Origin of the sequence: Moritella sp. Urea-trap-13 (assembly GCF_002836355.1) — a bacterium.
GTDB lineage: Bacteria > Pseudomonadota > Gammaproteobacteria > Enterobacterales > Moritellaceae > Moritella.
Genome location: NZ_PJCA01000031.1, coordinates 1,257,811 through 1,280,444, shown reverse-complemented (window position 1 = coordinate 1,280,444; position 22,634 = coordinate 1,257,811). Strand labels below are relative to the sequence as shown.

Below are 22,634 nucleotides of genomic sequence, written 5' to 3'. Positions count from 1 at the left end.
ACATAGGTTTGCATTCATTAACAACTCAGCTTACACTTGTGCGCTATTATTAATGAAACTACTTCATCAGGCTTTAGAGATAGTATTATGAAAAAACCACCGATAATTTGGTTAAACGTGTTAATTTTTGCTTCAACCTTCCTTCTGGCTATAACTGCTGTGCCTTGGTATGGCTATGTTTATGGTTTTGAAACGTTCGAAGTCGTTGCTATGATCATTGGTATCTTCGTCTGCGGTTTATCTATTACAGGTGGTTACCACAGACTTTGGTCTCACCGCACTTACAAGGCCCATTGGTCAGTACGTCTGGTGTTTGCATTAGGCGGTGCGTTTGCATTACAAAACAGCATCATCCATTGGAGTTCCGATCACCGTCGTCATCACAAACATGTTGATCACGATGAAAAAGACCCTTACTCAGCAAGTCACGGTTTCTGGTATTCGCACATGGGTTGGATGTTACGTGAGTATCATGCAATGATTTATAGTGACTACAGCAATGTTCGCGACTTACAAAAAGATGGTATCGCGGTATGGCAACATAAGTACTACGCGGTACTAGCATTAGTAATGAACGTAGGCGTGCCTATTTTAGTTGGCCTGTTATACGGCGATGTGTGGGCGAGTATGTTATTGCTGGGTGTATTACGTTTAGTATTAAGCCATCACTTCACATTCTTCATCAATTCATGGGCGCACATGTGGGGTACACAGCCTTATACAGACCGTAATACCGCGCGTGATAATGCACTGTTAGCGATCTTTACCCATGGTGAAGGCTACCATAACTACCACCATATTTTTGAAACTGATTACCGTAACGGGATTAAATGGTATCAATACGATCCAACTAAATGGTTAATCAACATTTTAGCCTGGTGTAATCTAGCCAGTGATTTACGTACTGTACCAGAAGCCCGTATCGAGCAGGCTAAATTGAAAATGGAATTGAAACGCCGCCACGATAAAGTGCAGCATTTACCTAATGCTGACGAAGTTATCTTACGGTTGAATCAAGAATACGATGTGTTATGTGAGAAGCTTAACGCTTTTTATAAAGCCAAAATCGTATTATTTGAATCGAAGAAAAAGTCACTAAATGAAAAATTTGATAAAATTCAAATTGAGCAGCAAATTCGTGATACTAAATTGCAGCTAAACCAACTTAAAGAAGCGTTCCACGAGCAACGTAAGGTATGGAATAACATGCAGCTTAGTTTTGCTCACTAGGTTCGCTCGTTACTTAAATAGAAATAGTAAGTAAAGATAAAAAAGAGACTGTAATCTTAATACAGTCTCTTTAATGCCAAGGATGGCATAACATAATCAGGGAGGATATTTTGATAACACATAAAGATATGCGTAAGTATTTACTCGCACATGATTTACCCACCAATAATTTCGGTAACGCCACTTTTTTCGCCTTTGTTGAATATGTCAGTCCATTACGTAAATGTAATGTAGAGACACTCGTCAGCTTTGTGCTTGCTGGTTATTGCGAAGGCACTATTCGTCTTGATCCAAGTGATGACCTTAACCAAATCGATTATATGATGAACTTCACGTGTGCCTGGCATGAGTGCAGATTTGACTTTATAACCAGTCATTTTGTTATTAAAGGACGTGATCCGCATAAAATGGGTGGTGATTTTATCGTTAGGATCAGGCAGGCTTAAGCTTATTTTGCCATTTATTTTGATTAAATCTACGTGATCGACCAGAATATGGTTAATAATTGGATCATTAATTTGGTTTTGCTGGTATTTCAGAACTAGACTGGTAAAATCAGCCCCCTTTTATTCTCTCATGCTGGTTCAAATATGAAATTTCCCGGTCAACGTAAGTCTAAGCATTACTTTCCTGTTAATACAGGTAATGCATTTGTCAAACCAGCAAACATTGCAAATGTAGCTCAACCTGTATTATGCGGTATTGATCAGACACTCGTTGATATTGAAGCACATGTCGAAGATGCTTTTTTAACGCGTTTTGGGTTAAGAAAAGGTGAGTCACTGATGATCAGTGATGAGATCGCCGAACAAATTTATACTGAACTAAAGCAAAATAACCTTATCGTCAGCGAATTTGCTGGCGGTACAGTTGCTAATACCTTACATAATTACGCGATCTTGTCAGAATCACAGTCACTGCTATTTGGTACTATGTGTGACCAAATTAAAATTGGCAGTTATGCATACCAATATTTGTGTAATACCAGCAGTAAAGTAAACCTTAATTATCTGCAACCAGTAAATGGCCCAATTGGTCGTTGCTTTACCTTTATTTCTGCTGATGGTGATCGTAGTTTTGGTATTAATGCTGGCTTAATGAATAAATTAACCAAAGACCATTTACCCGTTGATCAGCTGCAGAAAAGCTCTGGTTTACTTATCTCTGCTTATTTATTACGTTGCGCAGATGATGATCCAATCAAAGAAGCGGCGATGCACATGGTTGAGCAGGCTAAGCTGCTTAACATTCCGATTATTCTTACGTTAGGCACGCGTTTCATTATTGAAGGTAATGAAAAGTGGTGGCAGAATTTTATTAACGAATATGTCACTGTTATTGCCATGAATGAAGATGAAGGTGAAGCGTTAACAGGCTTTAAAGATCCACTACTAGCCGCTGATGCAGCGTTAGAATGGTGTGACCTTGTACTTTGTACTGCGGGTGCTGAAGGCCTGTATATGGCTGGTTACACGGATGAGAAATATAAACGTGAAACAAGTGGCCAATTACTTCCGGGTGCGATCGCTGAATTTAACCGTTACGAATATAGCCGCCCAATGCGTTTAGTTGATGCAAATGAACCTGTAAAAATGTATTCACACATTGCACCGTACCTAGGCGGCCCAATGGAAATTAAAAATACCAATGGTGCCGGTGATGGCGCATTATCGGCAATCTTGCATGATATGTTAGCTAACTCTTATCACCGAGATATCGTGCCTAATTCGGATAAACACACTGCGAATTGCTTAGCTTACTCATCACTTTCACAGTTATGTAAATACGCAAACCGTGTTAGTTATGAAGTGTTGGCACAGCACTCTCCACGTTTGTTAAAAGGCTTGCCTGAGCGTGAAGATTCGTTGGATGAAGGTTATTGGTCTAGTTAATAACTTTATTAATCGACTCTAGCGTGATCCGTTCGGCTAATTAGCCTGCGGACTTATAAACTTATAAATAGTAAATGGCGAGCAACTAAACAGATAATAAGTTTAGTTGCTCGCCATTTTTTTAGTCGATGTTAATGCTTAGTCACAATAGTATTAAAAAATGCGGCCAGATATTGCGTTAACGGTGAGGCTTGTCTCGGTTTATCGGCATCGCGTGGTAGCGGGTTGTAACCACTAACCATGAGTACAAATGGCACTTTGTGGTTGTTCTGGGTTTTTACAATGCCAACCAGATTAGATAAACCTTTCAATGAGCCCGTTTTTGCGACAATGTTTCCAGTTAGCTGCTTACTCAACAATCCTCGACGATATTGTAATGTGCCATCCACACCAGCTATTGGCATAGTGGCTAATAGCTGTAATTTGTCATCATGTTTGATGGTATATTCAAGCACACTGAACATAGTTTCAGCTGATACTAAGTTATGGCGTGATAATCCTGAGCCATCAGCAATGACACTCGAGGTGAGTGAGATGCCTTTATCAGCCAGAATTTCACGCATCGCTTTCGCACCATTACGATAATTACCTGCTTGTTGAAAGTACTCCGCGCCAATGGTTTTAAATAAAATGTCGGCAATTAAGTTGTCAGACTCTTTCATCATTTCGGAAATAATCTCAGCCAGTTTCACGGATTGATGATTGATCACCATCGCTGGTTTTACTGGCTGTTGGTTTGCAACAATATTACCGGTAAATTTAATCTTGGCTTGGGTTAGCTCAGCCTTCAGTACTTCGGCAAAATAAGTTGCAGGCTCTGAAATGGCGAAGGACAAAGGCAGATTACGTTTAGAAGGGGTTATACAGCCGAATAACGTGTAATTATTACCTGGATGACGTGTTACCTCTAAATCACAGAACTGTGCCTGCTGCTGCTCTTTGGTCATGATATCAACTTGACTGATTAAGTTTAACGGCTCGTAATCGGGAATGTAGATAGTGGCTTTTTTAAGATCCGCAGAACGTTTTAAATTACCCAATACACAATTGCCGTTGATGACTAAGGCCGACGCTTGAGCTGCATAGCAAACTGCTTGGTCGTTCCAGACTTGGCCATTGCCCCAATTGTATCCATTAAAACGGCTTTGATTGAGACTGATATCACCACTGATGCGAGAGACTCCTTTGGCTTTAAGTTGTTTAAGCATGCGACGTAGATCATCTCTGGTAAAGGTCGGATCCCCAGTAAAATTGAATTCAGTATGACTAATGCTTTGTTTGTTTATATTGCCATGTAAACTGGTATTAAACGTATACTCATCGGTGAGATAAAGTTTAGCCGTCAATGCGGTAAGCAGTTTTTGCGTTGATGCTGGCGTTAATAATAACTCGGTATTCTGCTGGCTAATGACGTCATCGGTTATTTCGTTTGTTGCACTAAAAGGCTGACCAATCATATAAGCAACGTTGGTTCCTGAAGGCAGAAGTGCTTGTAAAGACGCTAGTTCATCGGCATGAACAGTCATGCTAATAAAGTAGAGAGTAAGGCTATAAAGGTAAATTCGTAACATATTATTTTTTAATCTTCAAAGCTATTTGGATGATTATTCTAGCGGACATTGTGCTCTAATAGAATGCGAATCATTAAATAACACTAAAATATTCGATATCAACACGGGTATGATGTACTTGTTCTGTTCTTATAAATAGTAATAGTAATAGTAATAGTAATAGTAATAGTAATAGTAATAGTGAGGTTGTGATGTGATTAAAGCAGAAGCGAGTTTATGGATTGTTTATCTTATTGAAACGGATGCGGGTTTATATTGCGGTATTACCACAGACATGGACAGGCGTTACAAACAGCATTGTAATGGTACAGGCGCTAAATTTTTCCGCCGTGCCAAGCCCATTCGTATCGCTTATACAGAAATTCAACCTGATAGAAGCAGGGCAAGTAAACGTGAGTACGCGATTAAACAGTTACCACGTAAACAAAAGCTCGCATTAATTAATTCAGCGAGCCTTTGTCTGTAGTTTTGTCTATATCATTCGCAGTGATTCACTATTGATCCACTGCGGACTCATCGATGATTAGTCGTGAGTCAGCACCCCGTTACACTGCTTTGGCTAAAATCTCTGGTACACCCGCCGTTTGCAGTGCTGAAGGATTTCCATCGAGCGCAGCTGAGAAATTGACCGGTTTAATCTTAGCGGCTTTGTCTGCATCAAATACTGGAATTTGTGCCATTGCATGTTCAGTCAACGCCAAGATAGTCAGTGATGGGTTCACGCCTAAGTTACCAGCGATAATAGAACCATCAAGAATACGCAGATTTTTATAACCATACGTTTGCCCTGAATCATCGAGTACTGCTGTTGCTGGATCTTTACCCATACGAGCACCACCCATCATATGCGCCGTAATAGGGGTGCCTGCGATAACCTCTAAAGCGAGATTACCTGCGTCACCGCCTGAATGTTTAATGTAATGTTCCGCCACTTTCTGCGCGATCGGGAAGTAATTTCTGAGCTTCTCGTCATCTTTGTGTTGTACTGGTAGCCATGTTGGAGTGAAAGGCGAGTGCCAAGCGCGTTTACTCTCAAGGTGGATATTATTTTGCGCCGTTTGCATGACTAACAAAATGATGGTGTCTTTGGCTTTACCAACCGGGTTTAGCATTTTTAGGGTTTTAATCGGTTGCTTGGCAATGTTCATCAGCATACTCACAGAGCGGGGGATACCGGACTGCTTTGATGTTAGTGGCACCGACATGCCGCCGGTGAAGGCCGCATCACTGCCTTTTGCATAACGAACAATCTCAACTTTGGTTTCATCATCAGGTGAGAAAATCGAGGTTATGGCCGTGCCGTTCCAAACTTCTTCTTTTTGTTCTTGCTGAGTTAAACGATTATGGGAAACGGTTAATAGTGTTTCCGAATTGGTTAATACATTCTGGCCAAGGTTTGGGCTTAAGTTGGGTAATGTCTTTTCGACATCGCGCATTCTCAGTAATAACGGCATGGTGCCAAAGACACCACCTGAAACAACCACTCCTCGTGTGGTTAGGGTATATTTTTTCTTATTAAACAGTCCCAGACCTTCAGTAATATGAATGGTATAACCTGCGCTACCATCTTTAACGCCATGCTCATCGGCAATCGGTTCAATCTTGGTTACATTTGATTCAGGGCGGATCTCCGCGCCATTACGCTCTGCAAAATACAGGTAGTTTTTATCCAGACTATTTTTAGCATTATGGCGGCAACCTGACATACAGTTACCACAATAGGTGCAACTATTACGCTTGGGGCCATCACCATTAAAATAGGGGTCGCCACGGTCTTCACCTAAGCGTTCTACATCGATATTTTGTGAAACTTTATCTTCACCTTTTGGATAGAGTAGGCCGCTGTATACAGTTTTAAATGTATCTTCACGTCCCATATCGGTTGCGACGTCTTTTAAAATAAGATCGGCAGGGCCAAAGTAACGATTTTTTTGTACGCCAATCATGCGTTGTGCTAATGCGTAATAAGGCGACAGACGTGTGTGCCAATCGTCGTGCATTCCAGTCCAAGACGGGTCGGAAAATGTATTAGCTTCTGGAATAAGATGGGTATTACCGTAAACGAGTGAACCACCGCCAACCGCACTGCCGTGAACAAGGCTGATTTTACGTGTCACAGTGAAGGTAAATGGCCCTGTTAAACCCAATTGTGGTAGCCACATAAAACGTTTTAAATTCCAACTGCTAGGCGAAAATTCTTTGGTGGTTATACGTTTGCCGCGTTCCAATACTAATACGCGAAATCCTTTTTCTGTTAAACGCAATGCGCTGGCTGAACCACCAAAACCAGATCCGATAATAATCTGGTCAAAATCAAAGTTAGTACTCGACATGTATTACCCCTACTGCTAATCCGTTATTTCACATCAAGACTGTGCTTCAAGCACTACATTTATTTTAGAGTATCAGTGATGTGTCCATTAGGTTAATTAATGCTAACGCCTTAAATATGTTATCAAAATGTTTCCGCGGTTGTATGTACCATACTCTAGGTATCTCGCGGAATATTTGTTTAATTATTTGTTAATTATCTATTAACCTTAAGTTAAATAATACTCGTAAAATTACTAGGCTGTTATGTTTAGCGAGGCTTTCATCAATTAAACCGCGTTGGCGTTGACTTATCCGAGTATTAACGTGAAGGCTATCGCAAAAATAAAATATTGTCGAATATGTCTAATGAGGTAGAAAATGCGAATACATAAAGAGATAGCAATGAATCATAAAGGTCAGGATTTCTTTGTGGGCGATATTCATGGTGAATATGATTTATTATTGGCTACATTAGCACAGTGTCAGTTTAATTTTGAGGGTGACCGTTTGTTTTCAGTCGGTGATCTGGTTGATCGCGGTTCGAACTCCATGGCATGCCTAGAATTATTACAAAAGCCTTGGTTTTTCGCCGTACGTGGTAATCATGAAGAGATGTTGTTTGCCGATGAAGATAGTGAATTGGCACGTATTCATCGCCATGCCGGTGGTGAGTGGTTTTTTCAGTGTTCGGTACAAGAGCAGGACAGAGCTAAGGCCTTGGTCGACGAGTATTGCTCTGTGGCGCTGACGGTCGCATCTAAATTTGGCCCTATTGGTGTTTGTCATGCCAATGCACCGCGTAATTGGTCTGAATTACAACATGCGGATCTTGATAGTGTTGAGTTAATAAAAGACTGTACTTGGTCAAAGGCGCAGTACCAAGAAGTGAAAAAAGGCAATATGTTTCACATTAACGAGGTTAAATTTGTCATTCATGGACATGTGAATTGTGCGCGGGTAACGACAAACTTAAATCAACTTTGGATAGATACATTAATGCGAACAAGACGATTAACTGTCTTGTCCGCACAGCAAGCCTATATGGTGATTGCTTGACGTTTAATTTTGAGTTTGTGCTGGCGCCGCTTTATAAAAATAATTTAATTCAGTCAGGATCTGATTAAACTTAGCTTCGTGCATGACGGTGCGTGAGGTCGATTTATAATCACTGCGGTTGCGTACATCATGATTGCCTTGGCGACTGAATAGACCTTGATAAGAGAACAAGGTAATCGTGTCTTGCTGCAGGATCACAAAGTTATTCTTATCACCGAGTAGCTGCCATGTTTTAAACTCACCAGCAAATAAATCAATCCCGTTACTGTAATCTGAAATCGGATTGTTGACTGCGTTTAGATTGGCCAAAATTGTCGGCACTATATCAGTATGATTGGTATCTTGTTCTATCACCTTTGGCGTTTTACCTGGCCAGACGATAAATAGGGGCACTTGAGTTTGATAGATTGAGTAATTACTACCATAACCCCACGAGTGATCTTCTGAATCATTAAACTCATTACCGTGATTAGCAGTAAAAACAATGACGGTATTAGCGTATTGTCCTGATTGTTTTAACTGATAAACAATTTTAGCTACGGCCTTATCAACATAACTAACACTGTTACGATAACTGTTAAATAGGGCAATTTGTCGATTGCTTGCTTGGCTATTTAAGTCTTGGATATTAGGGTAGAACATCGCTGGGAAACCAGCTGGCGTTTCCATGTTTTGTACTGACGTTAAGCTTACGTAGGCAAACCAAGGCGTTGAAGTATCTTGTTGTTTTATCCAGTTGCGTGTTTGTCTTACTGTATCAGTATCATTTTCCGTGCCTTCAACAATAGTCGTTTGTGGACGATGCAAATTGATGAAGGTCGTTTGCTGTTGTTTGTGTGTTGTTAACTCTTCGGTATTAAATATACCAAGATTATAGTCAGCTTGAACAAAGTAGTCGAGCATAACAGGGGGGGTTGCTGATGTTTCGATATCATCCCAATATTGCGGTGCAAGACCATACATGATGCCAAAATTACCTAACATGTCATTATTGCTGGTACTAAAATGCTGGTTAAATCGTTGGCCTTGACGCGATAATTTCGACATTTCAGGCATCACGCTTTCATTGAGCATATCAGCTCTAAGCGTACTGATATTAATCAACAATACATTTAGTTTTTGATTTTCTTCGTTCACGACCAAAGGATGTTTAGGGTAGTCGAGACGCGAATCTGATTGTGTTGATGTATCAGTAATACGTTTTTCAAATGCTTTTTTATCTAACCAACCGTATTTAACCAAGAAGGTTCTTGCTGTCATTGGGTATGCGAGTGGGAAATTAGCTTTTTGTGCAGTAATAGGACGGTATACCGCTGCATCTGCCCACATGTGGAGTAGATGACCCGTTAAGAAGCAACAGAAAAAGAAAATGGCGATAATAGGGCCAAGTTTAAAACGGCTTAACGGTCGTAGTCTATGCCATAACAAGCTGGAAATAAGTAACTCAAGTAAAAACAAAAACGGCACGAAAACAAAGAAGGAGTGCCAATCTGAGTTTAATGTTTGTTCATTTTCGCCAAGCAGTATCTCAAAGATAATCGGGTTGATATGTAAATTATAGAGCTTAAATATCTCTGTATCGATAATTAACAGCGATAAACCCACAGTGGCAAAGATAACGGTTAAAAATCGTAACGCCCGTGGAAAAGGTATTAGGAAACTAATAGGGAAGATCACCACCAGATACAATATAAAAATAATAAAGCTGAAGTGGCCTAGCAGACTTATAAGAGAATAAACTTGACCGAGCATAGTTTCAGGCCATTCGGCGATGAAAATATAACGTGATGCAAGTAAGATAGCCAGTAAGATGTTGGCTAAGCTAAACCAATGACCCCAACTGATAATCTTGGAGACTTGATCGCGATAATGATGTCCTGTTTCTAGCATAAGTTAAACTGCAGTCTCTATTAGTGCTTTGATAGTGTAATGGGTAAAAATAAATGACAAGGCATCCTTGCCTATCATTTAATTAATGTGATGTATCTTTTGATTTTACTGACGCAACAAGCGCTTTAGCAAATTTTTCAGCAACCGCTTGGCGCTGTTTTGGTGATAAAGACGCGTTGATGATGTTCGCAGCTGCATTACCAAGAACCATTAAGCCAAGGTCTAAGGGTGCATCGTGTTTTTCTAGTACATCGATAACTTCATCAATCACTTTTTCAACTTTATCACTTTTGTATTTAGAAACTATAGGCATAATTTAATCTTTTAATGTATGAATGGGCAAAGATGATTATAATACCTCACAGAATTCATTAACTCTAATACTTTAAATATATGCAGCTAAAATTAAATAACATTATTCTACATTCATTAGCCTTTAATACCGAAGGTGAGCTTAAATGCTACCCACGCAGTGAAGAACTGGTTACTTCACAGCCTGTTGAAGAACTTGCGAGTGAATTACACCGCATTTATAACGCCAAGCCTGCGAAAGGTTTTGGTTACTTTAAATGCGCAGAAGAAGACAATAGTCGTTTACCTTTTGAAATTGAATTGCGTAAATTCATCGATGAAGAAAGTAATTTTGTTGATTTTTCCAGCGCAGCATCAAGTTTGTTAGTTGGCGAATTATTAAAATATGACTTTGTGAGCCAAGGTATTCTGTCATTTGTACATTATAACTGGATGGCTTCAGACTATCTCATCGTGGCTTTATTAGAAAATAAAGACAGTGTGATGGTGACTGAGCAGCTAGATTTGAGCAGTACGCATTATCTTGAATTGTCCAAAGTGCAATTGGCCGCTAAAATCGATCTGACGGAATGGCGTCAAAATAGTGATTCAAAACGCTATTTATCTTTTATCAAAGGACGTGCAGGCCGAAAAGTCTCTGATTTCTTCCTGGATTTCTTAGGTTGTACAGAAGGCATGGATGCAAAAATACAAAATGCTGGCTTAATGCGCGCTGTAGATGAGTTTTGTCATGTTGCTGAGCTAGATGCTGACGAGTCAATTCAAGCGCGTGAGCAAGTTGCGCAATACTGTAATGAGCAAATTAAAGAAGGTAACGAGATTGAAGTTAAAGATCTATCAGATCATTTAGCGGATGTATCATCGCGTGACTTCTATCAGTATGCGTCAGAAGCATATCAGCTTGAAGATAGCTTCCCTGCTGATCGTGGTGCGGTACGTAAACTGACTAAATATGTCGGACAGGGTGGTGGTTTAAGTGTTAGCTTTGATCAGAAATTAATGGGAGAACGTATTAGTTATAATGCCCAAACTGATACGCTAACAATTGTTGGTATCCCACCGAACTTACGCGAGCAGCTAACGCGTCGCAGTAATTCAGATGACGATAACGAATAATACTTAATTGGTTATGAGTGATTAGTTATTTTTTATTAATAGTTAATCACTATTTCCATCAGGTTTTGCTGAGCGTTATCAATTGGCGCATTGTTAGCTTAATTTGTTTTCGATAGACCTTGCCTGTTTGAGTCCCCATTCCCCTTTTATAGCCACTTTTAGCATCATATCTAAGAATATATGTAAGCCGTTATTATCGAGGTCAAGGCAAATGCCATGGTTTTCTCGAGAATAAATATATAAGGCGACCAGATTATCAGGCTTTTTATCTAAAGATATACGTGTCGTGAGCAGAGCCTCTGGTTGTGCTGGTGTTGATTTTTTCTGTATTTCGGTTCTGCCTGCTGCGTCATGTAATGCTTGCTGGTGTTTATCTGCAAATGAGGCTTCTTGGTCGGTTTTATTGTTTTTGTAACAAGATTGAATTTTATCTAACTCATATTGCAGGGTTAACTCGGCATTCAGCATTTCTAATAATTTTTTGCACATGTGCCGAGTGAGCCACCATTGAGGATGATTTATATTATTTGAAACGATAAGTAACATGCGATCTTCAACAGGGTTATAAGTTAAGCTAACTTGGCTCATTCTTAGTCCTTACTGGGTTAATACGTGGTATTGATATTACTTAATAGTAGTTTTTACATTGTAAAGTGCAAATGGAAATGAGAAACAGTTCTAGGTAATTTTGATGCGATTTTAGCGAGTATAGGCTAAGTGGTAATAGAGGCGGAAGGGTAGGGAATAAGGGGGGCAGAGCTCCCCTTGAATCGATTATGCAGTCATCATATTATGCATCAAAGTATTATTATGCTTCAGCAGTTGCTTTTACTGGTGCTTTAATTACTTTTTGTACTTTAGCTGGTTCAGTTTTTAATTCACTGATCATAGTAGCAAGTAGGTCAATTTTACTTTCTACTTCATTCAATTTTTGACCTTGAGCACCAGTAAAGCGGCTAGTGATGCTTTGTGCTTTAGTTTCAATTGATTCTAAAGAGATTTTTTTACCTAAAAGTGCAGCAACTTGTTCTTTTACTTGAGGTTCAACTTGCGTACCGCGCTCAACTAGAGATTCAAAAAGTTTAGTTGCTTTATCTGATGACTTTGATGCTTCATCAATGATTGTGCCATAAACACCAAAACCTGCAGTGATAGATGTTTTTGCTGTTTCTTTTGCGACATTGTAGATAGTTTCTACTTGGTTTAGTAAGTTAGCCATGATTATCACTCCTAGTGAAAGTATTTAAATTAAGTTTCTTTTCAGTTGAGTTAATCATATTGGTTTTATTTAGAAATCACATTCCAGAGCTAAATAAAAATGAAAAATTTTAAATAAAAATGTATTGCCTTCGATAATGCCTGTCTGGACTCGTATAAATAGAAGACAGGTGTAAGGTTAATTTGTGATGTTCGCATGACAATTTTGTGAAATATTGATATTCATCCAGCTAAATGGGTTTTTTAAAGTTATACTTTTGCTTCTTCAAATGCCCACTTTATTTGGATGAGATGAATAATTTGGGTGAATAATTCGTTTGTTAAAAAGGATAGAACAATCATGGCGTTCAAACATATCGTAATGTGGACTTTGCTCGACACGGCTAATGGTAATGATAAAAGCACAAATGCTAAATTAGCCAAAGAAGCACTTGAAGCGCTTAATGGTCAGATCCCTGGGTTACAACGTTTGGAAGTGGGTATTGATTCTCTGCAAGGCGCAGGCTCTTACGACTTAGTATTGATTGCTGATCTAGATTCTCGTGCAGCGTTAGATGTATACCAAGATCACCCTGCACATCAAGCTGTGTTACCTATGATGAAAAGTATTACTAGTCAGCGCGCAGCGGTAGATTACTAATATTTATAATACTGGATATGTAAGAAAGGAGAGCGCTTGCTCTCCTTTTTGCATTTTATAGTGTAGCGCAATAGTTTAACGTTATTACTTAAGCCTTGTGCGAAAAGGTATCGCGTAAGTTATGCGCTGCGGTGACCATGTTCTGCAATGCTGCTTCTGTTTCTTGCCAACCACGGGTTTTAAGACCGCAATCTGGGTTAACCCACAAGCGTGCTACATCTATGTATTCACTGGCGTTAGTGATCAACTGGGTCATCCATTCAACACTTGGTACGTTCGGTGAGTGAATGTCATAAACACCTGGTCCAATGTCATTCGGATAACTAAAATCAGTAAACGCAGATAATAGTTCCATGTTAGAGCGTGATGTTTCAATAGTGATCACATCCGCATCTAATGCCGCGATTGAAGGCATAATGTCGTTAAACTCGCAGTAACACATGTGTGTATGGATCTGAGTACTGTCTCTTACACCTGACGCGCTAATACGGAATGCTTTTGTTGACCAATCTAAATAAGCTTGTTGTTCACTGTTACGTAGCGGTAGCCCTTCACGCAGTGCAGGTTCATCAATCTGAATGACTTTAATACCAGCCTGTTCTAAATCAACAACTTCATCGCGGATCGCCAATGCAATTTGGTTAGTTTGCTCTTCACGGCTAATATCATCACGGGTAAACGACCAGCACAAAATAGTTACTGGACCTGTCAGCATACCTTTCATTAGTTTGTTGGTTTGTGCTTGTGCATATTCACTCCAAGCTACTGTCATTGGTGCTGGGCGAGAAATGTCACCAAAGATGATTGGTGGTTTAACGCAACGGGTACCATAGCTTTGTACCCAACCGTTTTTAGAAAATGCAAAGCCATCAAGTAATTCACCAAAGTATTCAACCATGTCATTACGCTCTGGTTCACCGTGCACTAACACATCAAGGCCGAGTGCTTCTTGGCGCGCAACCACATCTTTTATTTCAGCTTGCATCTTGGTGATGTATTGGTCTTGGCTAATCACATTTTGTTTAAATTGATTACGGGTCTGACGAATATCACTGGTCTGTGGGAACGAACCTATGGTGGTTGTTGGGAACAGGGGCAAGTTTAACTCTTGTTGTTGGTTCACTATACGTTTAGTAAAGCCACTATGACGCTGTGCATCTTTGTCGGTAATCGCAGCAACACGCGCTTTAACTGCGGCGTTGTGAATTCGAGATGATGCCGCACGAGATAATACCACCGCCGCGGACTCGTTTAGTTGCGTTGTTAGTACTGTCGAATGGTCACCGCTTAACAGTGAATTGATGGTGCTAATCTCTGTTAATTTCTGCGTTGCATAGGCTAACCAAGATTTCAGTTCGCTATCAAGTTTGGTTTCGTTATCCAGATCAACCGGGCTATGCTGCAATGAACATGATGACGCTACCCACAAACGATCAGCTAACTGTGCTTTAGCTTGCTGTAATGCAGCCACTGATTGGGTTAGATCATTACGCCAAATATTACGACCGTTAACGATACCGGCAGACAAAATAGCTGTATCAGGCAGTAAGGCTAATGCGGTTTCAAGCTGCTCAGGTGCTCGAGATAAATCAATATGGAAACCATCAACCGGTAGTGAGAATGCTAACTCGGCATTATCGCCTAGCGCACCAAAGTAACTGGTGAGCAATAGCTTGTTATTACCTTTAGCTAATTCGGCATAACTTGCTGTAAATGCTTGTTGCCATTCACTCGTTAGATCTTGAACTAGAATTGGCTCTTCGATTTGCAGCCATTCAATGCCTTCACCGGCGATATTAGCCAGCAGTTGCTTATAGGTAGCAACAAGTTGTGGTAGTAGGGTAAGTTTATCAAAATCACCGTTGGTTTTACTCAATGATAAGTAGCTTACCGGCCCTAATAAATTGGCTTTAATTGGGAAGCCAAGTGCTTTTGCTTCTTGGATCTCTTCAATTAATTGGTTGTAGCTTAATGCGAACTGCTGATCTTCGTTTAGTTCCGGTACCAGATAGTGATAGTTAGTATCAAACCATTTGGTCATTTCACATGCCGCAGCTTGTTGACCACAGCAAGGGCTAGAGCCACGGGCCATATTAAATAGCGTATCTAGGGTGATTTTTTCTTCTTGATGACGTGCAGGGATAACACCTAAGGTCGCTGATAATGCGAGTACTTGATCGTACCAAGCAAAGTCACCCACAGTGATGAAGTCTAAACCAGCATCAATTTGTTGTTGCCAGTGTTTAGCGCGCAGTTGTTTACCAACGGCTTCTAGCTCAACTTTGCTGATATCATTTTTCCAATATGACTCAATTGCTTTTTTCAACTCGCGGTCTGCACCGATACGTGGGAAACCTAATATGTGTGATTTAGCCATTTGCAACTCCATTTGATTTTTGTGAACACTCATAAACGTAAAGCCGTTTAGATGGCTAAAGTATTGACCATTATTTAATGTGAATCAAATTCATATTTTTACTGATTAAGTTGAAATTAATTGAAGTTGGCATTATGCTAAATTTAGTCATCAGTTTGAAAGGGAATTAACGATGCTCGAAGTTAAGCATTTGAAAACGATTATCGCATTAGAAAAAACAGGCTCGTTAGTGGAAGCATCTGAAAGTCTTTATATGACACAGTCAGCGTTATCGCATCAGATTAAAGATCTTGAAGAGCGTTTAAATACGTCGTTATTTATTCGTAAAACCAGACCATTGCGATTTACCGTTGCAGGGGAGAGGGTACTTAAACTAGCGAAATCAGTACTGCCTATGTTTGCCAATACTGAACGCGATATCAGTCGGTTATTGTCGGGAAATGCCGGGCGCTTGCACATGGCGATTGAATGTCACAGTTGTTTTCAATGGTTAATGCCGGCGATAGATGTGTTTCGTGATCAGTGGCCAGAGGTCGAGCTTGATTTAGCGTCTGGTTTTAGTTTCGCGCCTTTACCCGCCCTTCAACGCGGTGATGTCGATTTAGTTGTCACGTCCGATCCACAAGTATTATCCGGTATTCATTACGAACCGTTGTTTAGCTATCAGCCGATGTTAGCGGTAAGTCGCCATCATGCGCTGGCGGATAAGCCTTATATTGAGCCAGAAGATCTAGCGACAGAAACCTTAATTACCTATCCTGTTGAGCAACAACGTCTTGATATATTCAATTTATTTCTAGACCCGGCGGGTGTATCACCACATGCTATTCGCCATGCGGAATTGACCATTATGATGTTACAGCTGGTGGCGAGTGGCCGCGGTGTGGCAGCATTGCCGAATTGGGCGTTAACAGAGTATTTAGAGAAAGATTATATTGTCGCGAAGCCGCTAGGTGAAGAAAGTTGTTGGACTACGCTCTATGCTGCAATCCGTGTTGAACAACTGGAAATGCCTTACATGAGTGAGTTTTTAAAAGATGCCAAAGCCAGCTCTTTTCAGCAGCTGAAAGGGATTAAAATAGCGAGTTAATAACTAGTCAAGTATTAAAAAGGGAAACGCTCACCGTGAGTCTATTTCCCTTTTTATTTACTGTTTATGCTTGTTAGTTTATCGACAGAATAAGTACTTATATCGCTATAATAATGTCTCAATACTCGTCACTTTTTTCTTCATGACTGCTTATTAATCTTCTTCGTTTAACAACTGCTTAACAAGCATTCTTACCGTATCAATATCAAATGGTTTATCGCATAGCGCAGAGACGCCAGCTTGCTTGACTGCCGATAATTGGGCGCTGCCTTCTTCAGACGTTACCATTATAATCGGTAGGTTAGCTAATTCCGGATTCAATCTGATTTTTTCAACTAATTCCTTACCGTCCATTTCAGGCATATTGTAGTCGGTAACGATCAAATCGAAGGTGTTTTGTGCCAAATACTCTAGCGCTTCGACGCCATTTTCGGCAGTCGTAACACCGACAATACCCATACTGTTTAATACCCGGCAAATGTGTTTTCTTGCGGTTAAGCTATCATCAACAACCAAGATGCTTAATGCTGTTACATCGTATAAATCTAATTCCATTTCTTCTGGTTCGATATAGCTAAGCGTGGCATTTAACGCGCGTTGCAAATCAACAAACTTAAATGGTTTAGGTAAAATAGCCACCGCGCCAGCTTGTTTTACTTTATCTAACACTGAGAAACGTTGTTCGCTGGAGATGAGCATAAAGGCGATATTTTCAGTGAGTTGATTTGATTTAACTAATTCGGCTAACTCAGCGCCTGAGCCATCTTCAAAATACATCGCGCTAATGATTAAATCGGGAATAAACCCCGTTAAACTCTGCTTTGCCTGCTCAAGAGAGACAACACTTTCGATGTTATCAACACCAGCATCCTGCAATTGTGTAGTGATAAATCTACGTTGTGTACTAGAAGGCTCAATTAATAAAATAGACAGATCACGAACTTCAAGACTCATATTATTCCTTGTTATATAATTTTATATTACTACTAATTAACTAATGCCATGATGAATATCGCCAATTAACCTGATATAAAATATCCTGACTTGGCACAAGAGTCTAGTTTTACTGTGATGAAAAGAGACCTTGATTGCCGATATTTATTGTTATGGTGATATTCTTTATTCTACAGCCTATATGAATAAAACTCTGAGCTGGTTAACTATTTAGGGCGTAGTTTACGAGGATGATTTATAGGGCTTAATAGGGTTCTAATTTTATTTGATTGAGATCGATTATTTAGCCATATCCATTTGTAATGGATGATAAACTTGATAGTGTTGATTGTAATTAAAATCCAAGACATAAACGCAATAGATCGAACGCCAATACGGATTAGCAAATAATATCATTATTCAGGGAATTAAAGGACGAAACTATGGACGAGACCGCGTTACAACAAGAGTTCGAACAACTACAGAGTGTGTACACCATGCTCACTGAGTTTGTGGTGCAATACAGTTTCCAGATTTTAGGGGCGATGATTATCTTTATCATCGGCTTGTGGCTGGCCAGTAAAGTGCAACGCTTTATTGCTGCCCTGTGTGTAAAGCATGATGTTGATGTCACGCTGAGCGGGTTTATTTCCAACGTTGTGCGCATACTCGTCATTGTGATGGTCGCGGTTATCGCGTTGGGCAAACTTGGGATCAGTGTAGCGCCGTTTATTGCTGCAGTCGGTGCCTTGGCATTGGGTGCTGGTTTGGCCCTACAGGGGATGCTGTCAAACTATGCTGCTGGGGTTACCATTATTCTAACTCGTCCGTTTGTGGTCGGTAATACCGTCAAAATCCAGGGTGTCATTGGTGTGACGAAGGAGATCACCCTCGGGATGACCATCCTTACGAATGAAGAGGGTGAAGAGATCAGGATCCCTAACAAGCACATCGTTGGTGAAATTTTGCATAACTCCTTTGAGTATATGTTGGTGGAATCCTCGATTGGCATTAGCTACAGCGACGATCCAGAACAGGCAATTGCCACGTTGCGAACTGCGCTGGATCGCATAGATGCAGTAGCCAAAGAGCCCGCTGCGCAAATTGGCATTGAAGCCTTTGGCGATAGCTCAATCAATTTGGGTGTACGTTTCTGGGTGCCGACACAAAACTATTATGAAGTGAAATACAGCGCGAACCTAAAGATGTTTCAGGCATTGAAACAAGACGGAATAACCATACCGTTTCCACAACGTGAAGTACGGTTATTGTCAGAAACGGCTTAAGCACAGCAGCATACTGTGGCCTAGCTAATGGGATCATTATTTATTTAAACGCATATCAATGTGTGGGATACCGTCTTCCATATACACTTCTGAAATAGGTTTAAATCCGTGGTTTTGGTAGAAGGTTTGTAAGTATTCTTGTGCTCCAATATCAATAGTTTTACCTGGCCAATGCTGTTCACATTGTTTCAATGCTTCTATAATCAGTTGATGGCCAAGACCATTTCCGCGAGCTGTTTCTTTCGTAGCAACGCGCCCTAAGCTGACATTTTCATAAGATATGCCAGCAGGGAGTAACCTTGCACATGCAATAATCTCGTCGTTTTGTGATCCTACAAGGTGATATACATCGTCAATGATATCTTTGTCATCTAACTCTGGATAAGGGCAGGTCTGTTCTACAACAAAAATATTTATTCTTAGCTTGATAAGCTCATGAAACTGTAATGTGGAGAGTTTATTAAAAGGAAGCGTTTGCCAAATAATCATTTATTTATCCTAAGTGTTGAGTATTTGGATAAAATTTAGCAACTCAGGCTGGTATTATCGTTAACTTATGTTAATTATTATCTTTTATTCTAGTTTTAATACGACTTAAGCTGACATGAGTGATCCCAAGATAAGCTGCAATCTGGTAATCATTTAGTCGTGTGAGTAGCAGAGGGAAGTCTCGACAGAATATTTCGTATCGCTCTTTGGGCGTATGTAGCATGAAGCGCTCTTTATTTTCTTTATACATCAGTTGTGTTTCTAGTAACTTAATATATAAAGGATGTGACTTATTTCGCCACTCCTGAACAGAGGAAATGGGTAAACAAAGTAGTACTGTTGCAGTTAAAGTTTCCACCAAATATGGCGAAGGAAGCCCCTTTACGAGGGATTCAAAGCCAATTATCCAATCCTGTTCCCAATAGAATTCTTTACTAAATTGCTTACCTTGCTCAGTAATATAACAAGCATGGCAGGTACCTTCTAAAATGAAATAAAACGAGTCAGAAACTTCGCCTTGGTTCAACAATACATGTTGAGCGGGAAGTACTAATGGTTTTGCAACACGAGTTAATATATCAATATCTAAGGCCGTGAATTCATTTTGTTCTAATTGCTTAATGAAGGTCGGGTTCATGAGATCCTTTAAGTTAGAAGGTACCAAAGCTTAATCAATTTAGGTTTGGCACTATAATAAAATGAACTCGCTGCTGTTGTCTATTTCCATTGCGAAATAGGTTAACGTGTTTACAGGTACATCTTCAGCTGCAACATTGATAATGCTCTAAACTTCTGCAGCCTAGCCAATAGCGACTAAGCTGCAGCTCTATTTATAACGTAGGGTTATAGCGTTGGGTTTGTTGGCAAGATAAAGCTAAATGTAGTGCCTTGGCTTAATACACTCGATACCGAAATATTAGCATGGTGCAAGGACAGTAGTTTCGCCACGATAGCTAGTCCTAACCCTGAATTCCCTTGTTGGCCATTGACGGTATTTTTCGCTCTAAAATGCGCATCAAAAATATGGTCAACATCTTCTTTAGGGATCCCAACACCAGAATCCGTGATACTAATGATAAGTTGATTATCTTTAGGCTGCAGTTGGATCTTAATACTGTCGCCTGACTGGCAATGCCTTAGCGCATTATCAACTAAGTTAGTTAGTACCCGCTCCAACTTGGCGATATCGGCAATGGCTTGCAGGCTAGGGTCTTTAGGCTCTACAGACAGAGTGATATTTTTTTGCTGTGCTTGCAGCTGAAATTTACTCAATACGTCCTGCGCCAGTTCTGCGACCGCCACTGGCTCCTGATATAAGCTAACGGTATTACTGTCTAACTGAGCGAGCTCAATGATCTGCTCGACAAGGCGTTGTAACTGATTGGCATTCTTCTGTGCCACTTGGATAAAGTCACTGCCTGCAGCTTCTGGATATTGTAATAACCAGGTTTCCAGATAACCTTTCAATGACGCCAGTGGCGTTTTCAAATCATGGGAGATATGTGACAGCATTTCCCGACGCAGTTGTTCGGTTGATTTTATCTGTGTCAGTTGTTTATTGATCTTACTTTCTAATGAGCCAAAATTGTTATGCAGATTGATAATTTCATTGGCGGCATATTGATCGGGTGTCGAATTAGAGAGCGTAGTGAAGTCACTATTCACGAAGCTGGTCATATCTTTGTCTAGCTGACTGATAGGGCGAACCAGTCGTGCAAAAATAAACACCAATAGCGCAAAAGCGAGGGCAAAGAATATAATCAAAGCAGCAAGGATCTTATACATGTCGCTGTCGAATGCTAAGTTCTTGACAATACTGTCGTACTTATCACCGCCGAGGATCACAAACACATAACCAATTTGCTGGCTATTTTTGAATATCGGTGCGGATGAAAATAGTTTCTGTTTATCAGGGCTTCTTGGGTTATCCGCATAAAGAGGGTAATTAGCGCCTTTAATAAAACGTTCTAGCGGTTTTACGTCAATGATATTACGTTTTATCTTATTGGGTTCAGCTGCATACACTAATAGCTGGCCGCGGTTATCCGTGATGTATATTTCATAACTGGGACCAAGCAGCATCAAGCTGTGAAAGGCGGGTTTGAGTGCCGAACGGCTGATTTCACCTTGCTGTAAATCATCTGAATAATGAATGATTTGCTGGGCTAAATTTTTATGCAGTGTTTGTTCTACACGCGCCGAGTTGGTATCGGTGATCGCGCAGTAAATAACAAACAAACCCGTCGCCATCATCACAAACAAAATAATTAACGGGAAGGTTATCTGCCCTAATAAAGACCTATGTGACATCGCTGACCTCCAGTTTATAACCAACGCCCCACACTGTTTTGATGTAAGTAGGTTGTGCTGGATTTGGCTCAATTTTGTTTCTTAGTCTATTCATATGTGAGTTAACGGTATGCTCATAACAGTCGTGATGGTAATCCCATACTTCTGCTAGCAACTGCTCTCTGCTATAGACTCGACCGGGCGATTTAGCTAAAAACAACAATAACGAAAACTCAGTACTGGTGAGGGTAATTAACGTGTCGTTTCTACGTACGCTGTGTGTTGCTTGATCTATGATGAGGTCAGCAATCTTGATGCGTTCTGGCGCGATATTACTTGCGGCTTGCACATTGCTGCGACGCAGTAGGGCTTTAACGCGGGCTTGTAATTCTAAAACACTAAAGGGTTTAGCGAGGTAATCATCTGCGCCAGCTTCCAGACCCTGTACGCGGTCGAGCTCTTCAGTACGTGCAGTTAACATCATGATCGGCACAATAGCGTCAGTCGCGCGTATTTTTTTGCAGATATCGAGTCCATCCATATCAGGTAGATTGAGATCTAATAAGATAAGTTGGAAGGTCTGTTCGCTTAGCTGTTGAAAAGCATCCTTGGCGTTGTGACAACAAATGACCTTGTTGCCTATCATCTCTAGGTTGATGCGAATTAAATTAGCGATATCCTGCTGGTCTTCGACCACCAATACATGTGTATCCATTGTATCCTTACCTCTTTATACTATTCGATATTTAGTTATTGTATTTTGTGTTTTTAGCTATTTTTGTATTAGGTTGTATAGCAACTGCGAAGGCGAAGCATTTCAGCCTCATTTAGTGCGATCTACGTTGGGTTTCTTATAACCGTTTGTATCCATATCATACATCTGCCACTTAATTCATGCATTTTATTTTATCTTGGCTACCGTTAAATTATAC

The 22,634-nt window shown here is 40.3% G+C and carries 21 protein-coding genes; 9 read left to right on the top strand and 12 right to left on the bottom strand.

The annotated features are described in order from the left end of the window. Positions 1–87: 87 nt before the first annotated feature. The 3 genes from CXF93_RS13755 to CXF93_RS13745 all read left to right on the top strand — a co-directional run bounded on the left by CXF93_RS13755 (position 88) and on the right by CXF93_RS13745 (position 3,122). Positions 88–1,230, top strand: coding sequence for a fatty acid desaturase (locus CXF93_RS13755; RefSeq protein WP_101063053.1), 1,143 nt, complete (start codon positions 88–90; stop codon positions 1,228–1,230). A gap of 110 nt (positions 1,231–1,340) precedes the next feature. Continuing rightward, the gene (locus tag CXF93_RS13750; protein WP_101063052.1) at positions 1,341–1,676 is read left to right on the top strand and encodes a hypothetical protein; all 336 of its coding nucleotides are present in this window, start codon (positions 1,341–1,343) and stop codon (positions 1,674–1,676) included. Positions 1,677–1,820: 144 nt separating this feature from the next. After that, positions 1,821–3,122, top strand: a complete 1,302-nt coding sequence (locus CXF93_RS13745; RefSeq protein ID WP_101063051.1) for an inosine/guanosine kinase — start codon at positions 1,821–1,823, stop codon at positions 3,120–3,122. Positions 3,123–3,253: 131 nt separating this feature from the next. Here the strand turns inward: CXF93_RS13745 and dacB are convergent, their stop codons facing one another. Continuing rightward, positions 3,254–4,693: a D-alanyl-D-alanine carboxypeptidase/D-alanyl-D-alanine-endopeptidase gene (gene dacB, locus CXF93_RS13740; protein ID WP_232784214.1), complete on the bottom strand. Its 1,440-nt coding sequence runs from the start codon at positions 4,691–4,693 to the stop codon at positions 3,254–3,256. A gap of 193 nt (positions 4,694–4,886) precedes the next feature. On the opposite strand from dacB, the gene CXF93_RS13735 reads away from it, so the two are divergent. Continuing rightward, a complete protein-coding gene (locus CXF93_RS13735) occupies positions 4,887–5,159 on the top strand; it encodes a GIY-YIG nuclease family protein (protein ID WP_101063049.1) in 273 nt (90 codons plus the stop codon). 79 nt (positions 5,160–5,238) lie between these two features. On the opposite strand, the gene CXF93_RS13730 is transcribed toward CXF93_RS13735, so the two are convergent. After that, positions 5,239–7,026 carry a GMC oxidoreductase gene (locus CXF93_RS13730; protein ID WP_101063048.1) on the bottom strand — a complete coding sequence of 596 codons (1,788 nt, stop codon included), beginning with the start codon at positions 7,024–7,026 and terminating at the stop codon, positions 5,239–5,241. A 382-nt stretch (positions 7,027–7,408) separates the two neighbouring features. Between CXF93_RS13730 and CXF93_RS13725 the strand changes: the two genes are divergently transcribed. Continuing rightward, positions 7,409–8,062, top strand: coding sequence for a metallophosphoesterase (locus tag CXF93_RS13725; RefSeq protein ID WP_232784213.1), 654 nt, complete (start codon positions 7,409–7,411; stop codon positions 8,060–8,062). 3 nt (positions 8,063–8,065) lie between these two features. On the opposite strand, the gene CXF93_RS13720 is transcribed toward CXF93_RS13725, so the two are convergent. Continuing rightward, a complete protein-coding gene (locus CXF93_RS13720) occupies positions 8,066–9,952 on the bottom strand; it encodes a DUF3413 domain-containing protein (RefSeq protein ID WP_232784212.1) in 1,887 nt (628 codons plus the stop codon). 82 nt (positions 9,953–10,034) lie between these two features. Continuing rightward, a complete protein-coding gene (locus CXF93_RS13715) occupies positions 10,035–10,265 on the bottom strand; it encodes a DUF1414 domain-containing protein (protein ID WP_019442879.1) in 231 nt (76 codons plus the stop codon). Between the two features lie 80 nt (positions 10,266–10,345). Here CXF93_RS13715 and yejK point away from each other — a divergent pair, with 80 nt between their 5' ends. Further along, positions 10,346–11,380, top strand: coding sequence for a nucleoid-associated protein YejK (gene yejK, locus CXF93_RS13710; protein ID WP_101063046.1), 1,035 nt, complete (start codon positions 10,346–10,348; stop codon positions 11,378–11,380). A gap of 93 nt (positions 11,381–11,473) precedes the next feature. Here the strand turns inward: yejK and CXF93_RS13705 are convergent, their stop codons facing one another. Next, the gene (locus CXF93_RS13705) at positions 11,474–11,968 is read right to left on the bottom strand and encodes a hypothetical protein (RefSeq protein WP_101063045.1); all 495 of its coding nucleotides are present in this window, start codon (positions 11,966–11,968) and stop codon (positions 11,474–11,476) included. Positions 11,969–12,188: 220 nt separating this feature from the next. Continuing rightward, positions 12,189–12,599 carry a hypothetical protein gene (locus CXF93_RS13700; RefSeq protein ID WP_101063044.1) on the bottom strand — a complete coding sequence of 137 codons (411 nt, stop codon included), beginning with the start codon at positions 12,597–12,599 and terminating at the stop codon, positions 12,189–12,191. 339 nt (positions 12,600–12,938) lie between these two features. Here CXF93_RS13700 and CXF93_RS13695 point away from each other — a divergent pair, with 339 nt between their 5' ends. After that, positions 12,939–13,238 carry a Dabb family protein gene (locus CXF93_RS13695; RefSeq protein WP_101063043.1) on the top strand — a complete coding sequence of 100 codons (300 nt, stop codon included), beginning with the start codon at positions 12,939–12,941 and terminating at the stop codon, positions 13,236–13,238. Positions 13,239–13,326: 88 nt separating this feature from the next. Here CXF93_RS13695 and metE read toward each other — a convergent pair whose 3' ends face one another. Beyond that, the gene (gene metE / locus CXF93_RS13690) at positions 13,327–15,615 is read right to left on the bottom strand and encodes a 5-methyltetrahydropteroyltriglutamate--homocysteine S-methyltransferase (RefSeq protein ID WP_101063042.1); all 2,289 of its coding nucleotides are present in this window, start codon (positions 15,613–15,615) and stop codon (positions 13,327–13,329) included. Positions 15,616–15,787: 172 nt separating this feature from the next. On the opposite strand from metE, the gene CXF93_RS13685 reads away from it, so the two are divergent. Beyond that, positions 15,788–16,705: a LysR family transcriptional regulator gene (locus CXF93_RS13685; RefSeq protein ID WP_101063041.1), complete on the top strand. Its 918-nt coding sequence runs from the start codon at positions 15,788–15,790 to the stop codon at positions 16,703–16,705. A gap of 153 nt (positions 16,706–16,858) precedes the next feature. Here the strand turns inward: CXF93_RS13685 and CXF93_RS13680 are convergent, their stop codons facing one another. Then, positions 16,859–17,659, bottom strand: a complete 801-nt coding sequence (locus CXF93_RS13680) for a response regulator (protein WP_101063040.1) — start codon at positions 17,657–17,659, stop codon at positions 16,859–16,861. Positions 17,660–18,081: 422 nt separating this feature from the next. Between CXF93_RS13680 and CXF93_RS13675 the strand changes: the two genes are divergently transcribed. Further along, positions 18,082–18,924, top strand: coding sequence for a mechanosensitive ion channel family protein (locus tag CXF93_RS13675; protein ID WP_101063039.1), 843 nt, complete (start codon positions 18,082–18,084; stop codon positions 18,922–18,924). Positions 18,925–18,960: 36 nt separating this feature from the next. On the opposite strand, the gene CXF93_RS13670 is transcribed toward CXF93_RS13675, so the two are convergent. The 4 genes from CXF93_RS13670 to CXF93_RS13655 form a co-directional block, all read right to left on the bottom strand. Continuing rightward, positions 18,961–19,413 carry a GNAT family N-acetyltransferase gene (locus CXF93_RS13670; RefSeq protein ID WP_101063038.1) on the bottom strand — a complete coding sequence of 151 codons (453 nt, stop codon included), beginning with the start codon at positions 19,411–19,413 and terminating at the stop codon, positions 18,961–18,963. A gap of 70 nt (positions 19,414–19,483) precedes the next feature. After that, positions 19,484–20,050, bottom strand: a complete 567-nt coding sequence (locus CXF93_RS13665) for a Crp/Fnr family transcriptional regulator (protein WP_101063037.1) — start codon at positions 20,048–20,050, stop codon at positions 19,484–19,486. Between the two features lie 206 nt (positions 20,051–20,256). After that, the gene (locus CXF93_RS13660) at positions 20,257–21,723 is read right to left on the bottom strand and encodes a cell wall metabolism sensor histidine kinase WalK (protein WP_232784211.1); all 1,467 of its coding nucleotides are present in this window, start codon (positions 21,721–21,723) and stop codon (positions 20,257–20,259) included. After that, complete coding sequence (locus CXF93_RS13655; protein ID WP_101063036.1) at positions 21,713–22,417, bottom strand: response regulator transcription factor; 705 nt, start codon at positions 22,415–22,417, stop codon at positions 21,713–21,715. The genes CXF93_RS13660 and CXF93_RS13655 overlap by 11 nt, the downstream gene beginning before the upstream one ends. Positions 22,418–22,634: the final 217 nt, after the last annotated feature.